Below are 11,509 nucleotides of genomic sequence, written 5' to 3'. Positions count from 1 at the left end.
CCTGGTGTACCCACCCGCCAACCGAGTGAGATTCCCCGGGGCCCCGTTTACCGCGGAGCCTTACGGAGAATTGTGTCCGATCCCACGCCGAAGCGCGGGCAGGTACCCCAGCCCACCCCGGGGTCGCCACGCCACTCTACCGGGGCGAGTCGTCTCCGGTCAGTGGTCCTTGGCCGAGGTGACGAGCTCGGTGAGTACTCCGTGGCAGTCCTTGGGATGGAGGAAGGTGATCCGCGACCCCATGGAACCGGTGCGCGGGCTGTCGTAGAGCACCCGCACGCCCTTGTCCCGCACGGCCGCGGCGTCGCCGTCCACGTCCTCGGTGCCGAAGGCGATGTGGTGCACCCCCTCACCGTTCTTGGCCAGCCACTTCGCCACGGTGGAGTCCTCGCGGGTGGGCTCCAGCAGCTGGAGGTAGGAGGCCCCGCCGTCGGAGGTCTCGTTGATCTTGAGCATGGCCTCACGCACGCCCTGTTCCTCGTTGACCTCGGTGTGGAACACCTCGAAGCCGTACGTGGCACGGTAGAACTCGACGGTCTTGTCGAGATCGAAGCAGGCGATGCCGATGTGGTCGATTCGCGTCAGCATGGCTCCAGTGGACCGCCGGTCCGCATGGTCACGCAACGTGCGCGCGATCACACCGTCTGCCGGGTGACCGCCGGCGCCGCCCCTCAGTACATTGACAGCACCCTCGAAAACCATCGTTAACCTCTCCGTGCAAAGGGGCCGCGTCATGACCTCCCAGGCTCGAACGTCCGTGATCGTCGCGGGTGCGCGCACCCCCATGGGCCGGCTGCTCGGCTCGCTGCGCAGTTTCTCCGGGGCCGAGCTCGGCGGCATCGCCATCAAGGCCGCGCTGGACCGGGCCGGCATCGGCGGCGACCAGGTGCAGTACGTGATCATGGGGCAGGTACTCCAGGCGGGTGCCGGGCAGATCCCGGCCCGGCAGGCCGCGGTCAAGGCCGGCATCCCGATGAACGTCCCGGCGCTGACGATCAACAAGGTCTGCCTGTCCGGTCTGGACGCCATCGCCCTCGCCGACCAGTTGATCCGCGCGGGTGAGTTCGACGTGGTCGTGGCCGGCGGCCAGGAGTCGATGACCAACGCCCCGCACCTGCTGCCGAAGTCCCGCGAGGGCTTCAAGTACGGCGCCGTCCAGATGCTGGACGCCATGGCGTACGACGGTCTCACCGACGCCTTCGAGAACATCGCCATGGGCGAGTCGACCGAGAAGCACAACATGCGCCTGGGCATCGGCCGCGCCGAGCAGGACGAGATCGCCGCACTCTCCCACCAGCGCGCGGCCGCCGCGCAGAAGAACGGCCTGTTCGAGGCGGAGATCACCCCGGTGGAGATCCCGCAGCGCAAGGGCGAGCCGGTGGTCTTCAGCAAGGACGAGGGCATCCGCGCCGAGACCACGGCCGAGTCGCTGGGCCGGCTGCGCCCCGCCTTCAGCAAGGACGGCACGATCACGGCCGGCACCTCCTCGCAGATCTCCGACGGCGCCGCCGCGGTGGTCGTGATGAGCAAGGCCAAGGCCGAGGAGCTGGGCCTGGAGTGGATCGCCGAGATCGGCGCCCACGGCAATGTGGCGGGCCCGGACAACTCGCTGCAGTCGCAGCCGTCCAACGCCATCGCGCACGCCCTCAAGAAGGACGGCCTGGCGGTCGGCGACCTGGACCTCATCGAGATCAACGAGGCGTTCGCCGCGGTCTCCGTGCAGTCCATGAAGGACCTCGGCGTGACACCTGAAAAGGTGAACGTCAACGGCGGTGCCATCGCCCTCGGTCACCCGATCGGCATGTCCGGGGCCCGTATCGTCCTGCACCTGGCCCTGGAGCTCAAGCGCCGCGGCGGCGGTGTGGGCGCGGCGGCCCTGTGCGGTGGCGGCGGCCAGGGCGACGCCCTGATCATCCGGGTGCCGGGCAAGTAAGCGCACGAACCGCAGAACGGAGCTGTGATGGTGGACGTCCCCACCCTGGTCGAGCAGGCGCGGCAGGGCCGCCCGCGGGCGGTCGCCCGGCTGATCTCACTGGTGGAGGGGGCGTCCCCGCAGCTGCGTGAGGTGATGGCCGCGCTCGCGCCGCTGACCGGCGGCGCGTACGTGGTCGGCCTGACCGGCTCGCCGGGCGTCGGCAAGTCCACGTCGACGTCGGCGCTGGTCTCGGCGTACCGGCGGGCCGGGAAGCGGGTCGGGGTGCTGGCCGTAGACCCCTCCTCGCCGTTCAGCGGCGGCGCCCTGCTCGGCGACCGGGTTCGGATGAGCGACCACGCCTCCGACCCCGGTGTCTACATCCGCTCCATGGCCACCCGCGGCCATCTGGGCGGTCTCGCCTGGGCGGCGCCGCAGGCGATCCGGGTGCTCGACGCGGCCGGCTGCGAGGTGATCCTCGTGGAGACGGTCGGCGTGGGCCAGTCCGAGGTGGAGATCGCCGCCCAGGCCGACACCTGCGTGGTGCTGCTCGCCCCCGGCATGGGCGACGGCATCCAGGCGGCCAAGGCGGGCATCCTCGAGATCGGCGACGTGTACGTCGTCAACAAGGCCGACCGGGACGGCGCCGACGCGACCGCCCGCGAGCTCAACCACATGCTGGGCCTCGGCGAGGCGCGTGGACCGGGCGACTGGCGCCCCCCGATCGTCAAGACGGTCGCCGCCCGCGGCGAGGGCGTCGACGAGGTCGTGGAGGCCCTGGAGAAGCACCGCGCCTGGATGGAGGAGCACGGCGTGCTCGCCGAGCGCCGGTTGCGCCGCGCGTCGCTGGAGGTCGAGCACATCGCCGTCACCGCGCTGCGCGAGCGGATCGGGGACCTGCACGGCGACCGCCGGCTCGGCGCGCTGGCCGAGCGCATCGTGGCGGGCGAGCTGGATCCCTACGCCGCCGCCGACGAGTTGGTGGCGGGCCTCACCGGCCAGGCCTGACGCCGTCGCAGGCGGCCCGTCGGCCCGCCGAAACCGGGACGGCGGGACCGCCGCGCGGGACGGCGGGGAAACGGGCGTCGGGCCGTCCCCGTGAGACCCGCGCCCTGGGGCGCGGGCCCACAGGGGCGCCGGGTCAGGCCTTGCCGCGTACCGCGCGCAGGTGGTCGGCGACCGGGGTGAGGGCCCTGCGGAGGGCCGCCAGGTCCTCGGCGGGGAGCAGATCGATGAAGTGCTCCCGCACGGCCGAGACGTGGTGCGGGGCGACCTTGCGCATGGTCTCCCAGCCCTCCTCCGTGAGGACGGCGTACAGGCCGCGCCGGTCGGACTCGCAATTCTCGCGACGGACCAGGCCCGCGTTCTCCATGCGGCTGATCTGGTGCGACAGCCGGCTCTTGGACTGCAGGGTGGCGCGGGCCAGGTCGCTCATGCGCATGCGCCGCTCGGGCGACTCCGAGAGGTTCACCAGGATCTCGTAGTCGTTGTAGGTCAGACCGAACGGCTGCAGGTCCCGTTCGAGCTGGTGCGTCAGCAACTTGCTGACCTCCAGGTGGATGCGCCACGTGCGCTGCTCGTCGGCGGTCAGCCAAATGGTGCCGGTCTCTGTCTCCATATTGGAATTATACCTAGAAAGTTGAAATCCGGATTAATTGGGGTCCCGGAACGTGTCGGTAGGGTCACAGTCCGAAGCGGCGCTGCAGGTCCCCGAGCTGTCCCGGGAGCCTCGGCACGCCCTGCTGGGCGCCGGGGACGCCCGCGCCGCCGCCCGGCACTCCGGCCTCGTGCGGGACCGCGCCCGTGGCCTGCTCCGGCATGAGCACCTCCGTGGACTGCAGCAGCACCTGCCCGGCGCCCACGAACTCGAACTGGTGCTCCTCGCCCGAGGTGCCGCCGACGCCGGTCAGCGCCCGCAGCCCGCCCAGCACGCCGCGCATGTACCCGTGGTCGTAATGGTGGCAGGGGGAGGGGCAGTCCGCCCACCCGACCAGGGCCTGCGGGTCGACGCGGACCGGCGGCTCCACGAAGTGCACGGCGCCGTTGGAGGCCGCCACGAACTTCCCCGTGCCGATCAGGGTGAGGAAGCCCGGGATGATCGACTGCTTGAGTGACAGCCCCGGCTGGAAGGCCAGCAGGTTGCCCGACCGGATGGTCAGGTTGCCGTCCTCCAGGTCGTAGGAGTTCACGTCGAAGGCGCGGTCGGCGAGGATCATCTTGCCCTGGCCCTCGGCGACCACCCAGTCCGCGGCGTGCAGCGGGGAGTGGAAGTTGCTGCGGATCAGGCCGTCGAGGGCGCCGTGGCCGATGCCGTGGAAGTTGATCTGCCCGTAGTAGGCGATCATCTTCCCCTTCTGCAGGAACCACTGGCCCTTCAGGTCGACACTGAAGGCGTACGGGTTGACGTTGTCGTCCACCGGCAGCGTGTACGGGTCGTGGACGACCGGGCCGTTCGCGGTCACAGCTTCTCCTCGCTCGCCTGTACGTAGACCGTGCCGTGACCCGACAGCTCCAGCTGGAAGGCCTCGCCGGAGCCGCGGCCCACCATGTCGCGCCAGCCGAGCGCGGTGGACAGCTTGTTGCGCACGTCACCGCGGTGCGCGACGTACGCCTGCGGGTCGACGTGCACCGGGCGCTGCGGGGTGATGGGCAGCTCGATGACGCCGCCGTGCGCCATCACCGCGACCGCGCCGTGCCCCTGGAGCGTCGTGGTGAACAGCCCCTGGCCGGTGACCTGGCCGCGGATGACCCCCATGACGCCGCCCTGGGACCCCATGAACATCGTGCTCTGCCGCAGCGAGCCGTCGAAGGCCAGCAGCCGGTCCGCCTCGACGTAGAGGGTGTCGCCGGTGAGGTCGACGCAGTGCACATGGTGGCCGCCGTGCCCGAACATCACCGAGCCGTGGCCCTCGACGGTCATCAAGGGGGTCGCCTCGCCTGCCATGCGGCGGCCGATCATGGAGCCGATGCCGCCCTGGCCGCCCTGCATGTTCGGCGTGAAGGAGATGTTCCCCCGGTAGGCGAGCATCGCGCCGCGCTGGCTGAACAGCCGCTGACCCGGCAGCACCTGGGCCTCGACCATCTTCGAGTTGATGCGGGTGAACGGCATCAGACCTGCCCCCCGATGGTGTTGCGCTCGCTGGGCTGCACATAGACCAGGCCGTCGCCCTCGAAGCGGATCTGGAAGGACTCGCCCCCCGACTCGCCGATCATCGTCCGCCAGCTCACGCCGGTCTGGAAGTGCTGCTGCAGATTCCCGGTGTGCGCCACGTACGCCCCCGGGTCCACCTGCAGCGGCATACCGGGGGAGACGCGCAGCACGACCGCGGGGCCGTCGGAGGTGATCGCCGCCTGGCCCATGCCCTCCACCGTGGTGGTGAACAGGCCGTTGCCCTGGGATGCGCCGCGCAGCCCGGTGAAGGTGGTGCCGGTGCGCAGCGTCGCCTCGGTGGCGAGCAGGTTGCTGGCCTCGACGTAGAGCTTCTCCCCGTTGAGCCGCACGAGGTTGATCTCGCTGGCGCGGTCGGCGAAGTAGCAGGTGCCCTGGCCGCGCACCTCCATGACCTCCATGGACTCGCCGGTCAGCCGGCGGGTCACCATGCCGCGCAGGCCCTCGCCGCCTCCGGACATCTTCTTGAAGTTCATCTGGCCGTCGTACGCGACCATCGAACCGTTCTTCGCCTTGACGGCGTCGCCGGCCATGTCCACGGCGAGCACCTTGCTGCCCTGCAATCGAAACTGAGCCACGGGTCAGACCGTATCCGTCCGGGAGGAACCCGTCACCAGGGTCCTCGTCACATGAAGTTCACAGGTTTCGTGTCGCATGTCGTGGAGGGGGACGCCGTCCGCGCGCCGGCGGTTCACCCGGCGCCCCGCGACCCCGGGGGAGGGGCGCTCGGGGAGCCGGGTCATAATGGGCGGAGCGTTTGTGATCGCATTCACAAACATTCCGATCGCCAGCCCGGCACCCGCCGCAGTCCCTGTCCCGTAAGAGAGGTCCCGTGGACACCAAGACCGCCACCGCCCTGAACCGGCTCCGCCTGGTCTCCGCCCCGGAAGGGGTCTCCTTCCTGCTCCTGCTGATCTGCTCGGTGCTCAAGCGCACGACGGACTTCAACGCGGTCCCGGTGATGGGCTACATCCACGGCTTCCTCTTCGTCCTCTACGTCGTGTTCTGGCTGGACGCCTGGAACCGCGCCAAGTGGCCGATCGGCCGCGCCGCGCTGTACTTCGTGTTCTCCGTCCTCCCCACCGGCGGCTTCTTCGCCGAGCGCAGGCTGCGCCGCGAGGCCGAGGACAGCGTCATCGCCGCCCGTGCGCGCAAGGAGCTCAAGGACCTCGGGGAAGGTGCGGTCAAGGCATGATCGTCGCTTTCTCCGTCACACCGCTCGGCGTCGGCGAGGACGTCGGCGCGTACGTGGCCGACGCGGTGCGCGTGGTCCGCGAGTCGGGGCTTCCCAGCCGCACCGACGCGATGTTCACCTCCATCGAGGGCAAGCGCAGGTAGCTTTGAGTACATGACCGGCACGGCGATCTACCTGCGACTGTCCCGCGAGAGCGACGACAGCGCCTCAATCGAGACTCAGCGCGCTGCTGCCCATCAGTGGCTTACCGTCCATGGGTACGACCCGGCCGAAGCCGTCGAGTACATAGATGCGGGCGTCAGCGGAGCCAAGCCGCTGGAGCAGCGCAAGGGCATGTCGGCGCTGATGGCGGCAACGCCTGATGTGGTGATCGCATGGAAGCTGGATCGCTACGCCCGCAGCGTGGGTGAGTTCCTGCGACTGGTGGCGTGGGCGGAGGCTTACGGGGCCAAGATCGCGACCACAGACAACACGATCGACACCAGCACGCCAACCGGCCGCATGGTGGGGAACGTCCTCGCTGCACTCGCTGAGTGGGAACGCGGCATGATCGCTGCCCGTATCAGCGAAGGGCACGAGACGCGCCGGACGCAAGGACGGTGGTCCAGCGGGAGAGCGCCGTTCGGATACCAGATCATCCGGCGGGACGGTGCGGCCTATCTCGCCGTCGACGCTGCGCAAGCCGAACTCATCCGTGCTGCTGTGGCCAAGCTGATCGGCGATGGCACGGTAGCGGGCACCGCTCGCATGGTCGGCTTGTCTGAACCCCAGTGGCGCAGACTCCTGAAGTCGCCGACGCTCCGGGGTCACCGTGCCCACAAAGGCGCCCTGGTGCTGGCTGCCGATGGCGTCACGCCGGTTCAGTTCGCCGATCCGATCCTGACTGCCGCCGAAGCCAAGGTCGTTCGGGAACGTCTACTCGCGCTGGCCACCGGCACCGACCGTGCACCCCGCCGGGCGACTCCCCTGGTTGCTGGTCTGGCGTTCTGCTATCGCTGCGAGGGCAGGCTCAATGGCGGAACCAGCGATAAGGGCATAGCGCTGTACCGCTGCAAGGCCGGTCACGTGACGATCTACGCAGAGACGCTGGATCGGCGGGTGGAGGCCGAATTCCTGCGTACGTGGGGGCGGTTCGCTGAGCACGTAGTGCGGCTGGAAGGTGGGAACGATCTTTCCGCCGAGATGATCGCCGCTCAGGAGCAAGCCCGCCGACTGGGGGAACGCATGGCTACCGCCGGGCCGCTGATGCTGGCGACACTCGGCGAGATGGAGGCAGAGCTAGAAGCCACCTACGCCGCTCTGCGGGCCGCTCATGACCCGGAGGTGCGGGAGGTCCAGGTGCCCACCGGCCGGACCATGGCGGATGCATGGGAGGCTTCGCCGGAGTCGCGCAGCCGCTTGCTCGCTGACCTGCACCTGCGGGTGACCCTGTGGCCGAAGCAGCACGCGGAGCGGCTGAGCGTCGAGTGGGGACCGGAAGACCGGGCGGAAGCCGAACTGCAGGGTATTGCCCTGGCGGAAAGCGGCGTACTCGACTAGGCGCGCATTTGAACGCCGTTCACGGCCCGTTGTCGGTAACTCCCCGATGGTGGGCCGTTCGGCACTTCTGGGGTCGTGCATACCCCCTGCGATGTTGTGGGCGGCTGTGTCTAGAGTCGGGCATGGTGTCGCACTTCGGTTCGGGTTTCGTCGGCGGTATGACGAAGTGTCGTTCGGGGGGTGGGGCCTGCTAACCCCTGCTTGCTTCTTCGCCCCCTGCCCGGAAGCCCCTCACGACCGTTGCGGCTGCTGGCGTGTAGCGCCCTCGCCGGAACCATTCATGATCAACAAAAACCGCAAAGGTGATATTGATTGTCCGCCCTTGATGAGTCTCGCGCCACGTGTTCGGAGTGTGGCGCCCCACGTCCCCGTCCGGATCGCGGGACGTGCGGCGCGACGCCGAGTGGGACGAGGTCATGGACGTCGTCAAGCGCGCCGTGGCCGCAGTCGAGGCCCGCGCGCCGCGTGTGTCCGTCGTCCTCAAGGCCGACATCCGCCCCGGGGTCACCGACGGGCTCACGTCGAAGGTCGAGACCGTCGAGCGGTATCTGGCGCAGTAGCGCGTCCGGCGCCCTGCGGGCGGAAGGACGCCGGCTGCGGAGGGGACGGTGAGGGCCGGGCCTTCGCGGCGGTGTGCGGGTGGGGCGTGCCGGTGGCGCTGCCGGTGTTCGGCTGGCGCGCCGTCTCGCTCCCTTCGGTCGCACAGCGGCGGGCTGCGGACGTGAGGGTCGGGGCCGGGCCTTCGTGGCGGTGTGCGGGTTGGTGGTCGGCGGGGTTCAGGCGCCGGAGCGGGTTCCCTCTCCGGTGGTGTCTGTCTCGTTTCCGTCCGCGGGTAGAGATGGCTGGTTGCGACGCCCACCGTTCGTGGGTGGCGCGCCTGCCGTGACCTGCGTCTGCGGGTGATTCCCCGGCAGGAATCGGCCTCTCCGAGATCGGGCTCTGTTTCGCCGACATATTCGGCGAAAGCGGGCCCGATCTTCCCTGGCTCAAAGATCGGGCCCTGTTCCGCCGACTATGTCGGCGAAAGCGAGCCCGATGTCCCGCTCACCCTTCGACAGCACCCCGAATCAGCCGCAGTCGCCGGTCACGGCAGGCGCGCCCACCACCCACCGATGACGTGGAAGCGGTCATCTCTACGCGCGGACGGCGATGAGACCCGTGCCACCGGAAAGGCTCCCCGCTCCGGCGCCTGAACCCCCACCACTCAACCACCCGCACACCGCCGACCAGGCCCAGGCCGCCACCTTCCCGTCCGCAGCCGGCGTCTTTGCGACCGCAGGGAGCGAGACGAACCCGCACCCACCCCCCACGCCCCCCGCTCAGTCGCCCGCCAGCGCGCTGCCGAGCGGGGTGCGTTCGTACAGCACCTGGTGGCCGTAGCGGCGCGAGGTGAGCAGGCCCGCGTCCCGCAGGACCGACAGGTGCGCCGACACCGACGACACGGCCAGGCCGTGGCGGTGGGCGAGCGCGGTCGTGGTGGCCGGCTCGCCCAGGCCGCCGAGGATCGCGGCGCGGTTGGCGCCGAAGAGCCGGACGAGGGCGTCCGAGGCGTTCTGCGGGGCCTGCCACAGGCCGCCGATGCCGCGCGCCGGATAGACGACCGTGCCCTGCCAGGGCGGGTCGAAGCCCGCCGCGATGTCCGGCCAGACGAAGACGCTGGGCGCCAGGACCAGGCCTTCGCCGCCGAGGTCGCGGTCGTGCTCGGTCGGCTTGTGCAGCGTCAGGGTGCCGTCCGCCCAGCTCAGCGACGGGTGCAGGTCGGCGAAGAGCCCGGTCAGCCCGTCGTCCGCGAGCCGCCGCGCCCGGAAGGCGATGTCGGCCTCCAGCACGGCGCGCAGCCGGGGCCAGTACGGCGCGACGAGCGTCTCCCAGGCCCGCGCGTACAGATCCGCCAACTCCCTCACCGCGCGCGCCGGATCGGCCAGCATCGCCCGGCCCTGCGGGCTGTCCGCGGCGCCCGGGGTGTCCGCCAGGGAACGGGCCAGGTCCAGCCGTGCGACCTCCGGGTCGGTGGCCCGCACCCGGGCCAGTTCGTCCTCGATGGCGGCCAGCGGGCCTTCCGGCGGCGGGCACAGGAAGTCGGGGCTGTGGCCGGGGCGGGGCATGAGCAGCCACAGCGGCGTGAGGTCCAGCGCCCGGGCCGCCTCACGGGTCTGCCGCAGCCACGGCACGTGGTACGCCTGAAGCCCTGGCTCCTTGAGGGTGCGGACCGCCCCCTCGGTCTCCCACAGCGGCGAGATCGCGAACCGGCAGCGCAGCAGGTCGTCCGGACCGAAGCGCATGTGGAACGGCATGGCGCGGCCCCTGAGGTGTCGGACTTTCGGCTGGAGCCGAAACACTACGACCCCCGGCCCCGGGGCGCCAGGCTGCGCCCATGACGCTGAACACCGACGACCCCGCAGCCGCCCCGACCGCCGGGCGCGGCTACCGGGCGGTCTTCGCCGTACGGGAGTTCCGGGCCGTGTTCGCGGCGCACGTGCTGTCGCTCCAGGGCACGGTGGTCGCCGAGATCGCGCTGTCCGTGCTGGTGTTCCGGCTCACCGGGTCGCCGCTGCTGACCGCGCTCACCTTCGCGCTGGGTTTCGTGCCGTACGCGGTGAGCGGCACGCTGCTGGCAGGGATCGCCGACCGCTTCCCGCCGCGCCGGGTGCTGGTCGTGTGCGACCTGCTGTGCGCGGCGTGCGCGGCCGGGATGGTGCTGCCCGGGACGCCGATCGCGGTCCTGCTGGGTCTGCGCTGCGTGATGGCGATGATCGCCCCGGTGTTCACCGGCACCCGGGCCGCGAGTCTGGCCGACATCCTGCCCGGCGACACCTTTGTGCTGGGCCGCTCCTTGATCCGCATGGTCGCGCAGGGCGCGCAGATCGTCGGCTTCGGGGTCGGCGGCTTCCTGCTGGTGCTCGTCACGCCCCGGGCGGCGCTCGCGATCACCGTGGCGGCGTTCCTGGGCTCCGCCCTGCTGCTGCGCCTCGGTACCAAGCGGCGTCCCGCGCGCGGCGCAGGTGCCGCGCGCTCCGCCGGCGGCAGCGGCCGGCTGCTGCGGGACTCAAGGGTGCGGGCGCTGCTGCTGCTCTGCTGGATCCAGCCGCTGTTCGTGGTGGTCCCGGAGGCGCTCGCGGCGCCGTACACCGACTCCATTGGCGCGGGCACCCCCGGCCTCGGGCTCTTCATGGCGGCGATGCCCGTCGGCACGGTCCTCGGCGAACTCCTCGCGGGCGCCTTCCTCGCGCCTGCCGTCCGTGCCCGTCTCACCGTCCCGCTCGCCGCGTGCTCGCTGCTCCCGTACGCCCTCTTCGCCCTGCGGCCCTCGCTCCCCCTGGCCGTCGCCGCGATGTTCACCACGGGCCTCACGGCCGCCTACACCCTCGGGCTCGACCAGTGGTTCGTGGCGGCCGTGCCGGAGGCGCTGCGGGGGAGGGCGATGACGCTGCAGTCGGCGGGGCTGATGACCATCCAGGGCCTGGGGATGGCGGCGGCGGGCGCGGCGGCGGAGTTCGTGGCACCCCATGTGGTGACGGCCGCGGCGGCCGGGGTGGGGACGGTGTGCGTGCTCGTGGTGCTGGGTCGCCTGAGGGCTGCCGGGGCCGACCGCGTGTGAGAGCGGTGGCCCAGCACCCGCACGAGCGCGAGCGCGGCGAGGGCGTCGGCCGCGGCGTCGTGGGCGTCGGTCAGCACCACGCCGTAGTGGGCGCAC

11 protein-coding genes and 2 pseudogenes are annotated in these 11,509 nt (G+C 70.9%); 7 read left to right on the top strand and 6 right to left on the bottom strand.

Features of this window, described 5'->3' with window-relative positions; genetic code table 11:
- Nucleotides 1-159: 159 nt before the first annotated feature.
- Entirely contained in the window at nt 160-588 is a 429-nt protein-coding gene (gene mce, locus AB0F62_RS21020; RefSeq protein ID WP_361800906.1) for a methylmalonyl-CoA epimerase, read from the bottom strand.
- Nucleotides 589-757: 169 nt separating this feature from the next.
- On the opposite strand from mce, the gene AB0F62_RS21015 reads away from it, so the two are divergent.
- Together AB0F62_RS21015 and meaB are read left to right on the top strand one after the other, a co-directional pair.
- Entirely contained in the window at nt 758-1,933 is a 1,176-nt protein-coding gene (locus tag AB0F62_RS21015; RefSeq protein WP_361801111.1) for an acetyl-CoA C-acetyltransferase, read from the top strand.
- Between the two features lie 27 nt (nt 1,934-1,960).
- Nucleotides 1,961-2,920 carry a methylmalonyl Co-A mutase-associated GTPase MeaB gene (gene meaB, locus AB0F62_RS21010; RefSeq protein WP_361800903.1) on the top strand — a complete coding sequence of 320 codons (960 nt, stop codon included), beginning with the start codon at nt 1,961-1,963 and terminating at the stop codon, nt 2,918-2,920.
- 133 nt (nt 2,921-3,053) lie between these two features.
- Here the strand turns inward: meaB and AB0F62_RS21005 are convergent, their stop codons facing one another.
- The 4 genes from AB0F62_RS21005 to AB0F62_RS20990 all read right to left on the bottom strand — a co-directional run bounded on the left by AB0F62_RS21005 (nt 3,054) and on the right by AB0F62_RS20990 (nt 5,659).
- Nucleotides 3,054-3,530: a MarR family transcriptional regulator gene (locus AB0F62_RS21005; RefSeq protein WP_361800900.1), complete on the bottom strand. Its 477-nt coding sequence runs from the start codon at nt 3,528-3,530 to the stop codon at nt 3,054-3,056.
- 64 nt (nt 3,531-3,594) lie between these two features.
- Nucleotides 3,595-4,374, bottom strand: coding sequence for an AIM24 family protein (locus tag AB0F62_RS21000; protein ID WP_361800897.1), 780 nt, complete (start codon nt 4,372-4,374; stop codon nt 3,595-3,597).
- Nucleotides 4,371-5,021, bottom strand: coding sequence for an AIM24 family protein (locus tag AB0F62_RS20995; protein ID WP_361800894.1), 651 nt, complete (start codon nt 5,019-5,021; stop codon nt 4,371-4,373). The genes AB0F62_RS21000 and AB0F62_RS20995 overlap by 4 nt, the downstream gene beginning before the upstream one ends.
- Complete coding sequence (locus AB0F62_RS20990; RefSeq protein ID WP_361800891.1) at nt 5,021-5,659, bottom strand: AIM24 family protein; 639 nt, start codon at nt 5,657-5,659, stop codon at nt 5,021-5,023. The genes AB0F62_RS20995 and AB0F62_RS20990 overlap by 1 nt, the downstream gene beginning before the upstream one ends.
- Nucleotides 5,660-5,913: 254 nt before the next feature.
- Between AB0F62_RS20990 and AB0F62_RS20985 the strand changes: the two genes are divergently transcribed.
- From AB0F62_RS20985 to AB0F62_RS20970, 4 genes and pseudogenes are all read left to right on the top strand, one after another.
- Nucleotides 5,914-6,276 carry a DUF3817 domain-containing protein gene (locus AB0F62_RS20985; protein ID WP_361800888.1) on the top strand — a complete coding sequence of 121 codons (363 nt, stop codon included), beginning with the start codon at nt 5,914-5,916 and terminating at the stop codon, nt 6,274-6,276.
- Nucleotides 6,273-6,410: pseudogene (locus AB0F62_RS20980) on the top strand (thiamine-binding protein); the annotation flags it as partial. The gene AB0F62_RS20985 and the pseudogene AB0F62_RS20980, both read left to right, overlap by 4 nt.
- Before the next feature lie 19 nt (nt 6,411-6,429).
- Nucleotides 6,430-7,815: a recombinase family protein gene (locus AB0F62_RS20975; protein ID WP_361800885.1), complete on the top strand. Its 1,386-nt coding sequence runs from the start codon at nt 6,430-6,432 to the stop codon at nt 7,813-7,815.
- Nucleotides 7,816-8,216: 401 nt separating this feature from the next.
- Nucleotides 8,217-8,375, top strand: a pseudogene (locus AB0F62_RS20970) (thiamine-binding protein); the annotation flags it as partial.
- A gap of 759 nt (nt 8,376-9,134) precedes the next feature.
- Here the strand turns inward: AB0F62_RS20970 and AB0F62_RS20965 are convergent.
- A complete protein-coding gene (locus tag AB0F62_RS20965; protein WP_361800882.1) occupies nt 9,135-10,109 on the bottom strand; it encodes a DUF5937 family protein in 975 nt (324 codons plus the stop codon).
- A gap of 80 nt (nt 10,110-10,189) precedes the next feature.
- Here AB0F62_RS20965 and AB0F62_RS20960 point away from each other — a divergent pair, with 80 nt between their 5' ends.
- The gene (locus AB0F62_RS20960) at nt 10,190-11,413 is read left to right on the top strand and encodes an MFS transporter (RefSeq protein ID WP_361800879.1); all 1,224 of its coding nucleotides are present in this window, start codon (nt 10,190-10,192) and stop codon (nt 11,411-11,413) included.
- The last annotated feature ends 96 nt before the right edge of the window (nt 11,414-11,509 follow it).

This window comes from Streptomyces sp. NPDC026673 (assembly GCF_040638135.1).
Taxonomy (GTDB): Bacteria; Actinomycetota; Actinomycetes; order Streptomycetales; family Streptomycetaceae; genus Actinacidiphila.
Note: the sequence above shows the minus strand (reverse complement) of the source record. Positions and strands in the feature narration are given on the sequence as shown.

Bases quoted from the DNA above. Each gene is read 5' to 3' on its own strand.
- meaB (WP_361800903.1), top strand. From the start codon at position 1,961: ATGGTGGACGTCCCCACCCTGGTCGAGCAGGCGCGGCAGGGCCGCCCG.
- AB0F62_RS20995 (WP_361800894.1), bottom strand. From the start codon at position 5,021: ATGCCGTTCACCCGCATCAACTCGAAGATGGTCGAGGCCCAGGTGCTG.
- AB0F62_RS21005 (WP_361800900.1), bottom strand. From the start codon at position 3,530: ATGGAGACAGAGACCGGCACCATTTGGCTGACCGCCGACGAGCAGCGC.
- mce (WP_361800906.1), bottom strand. From the start codon at position 588: ATGCTGACGCGAATCGACCACATCGGCATCGCCTGCTTCGATCTCGAC.
- AB0F62_RS20965 (WP_361800882.1), bottom strand. From the start codon at position 10,109: ATGCCGTTCCACATGCGCTTCGGTCCGGACGACCTGCTGCGCTGCCGG.
- AB0F62_RS20975 (WP_361800885.1), top strand. From the start codon at position 6,430: ATGACCGGCACGGCGATCTACCTGCGACTGTCCCGCGAGAGCGACGAC.
- AB0F62_RS20960 (WP_361800879.1), top strand. From the start codon at position 10,190: ATGACGCTGAACACCGACGACCCCGCAGCCGCCCCGACCGCCGGGCGC.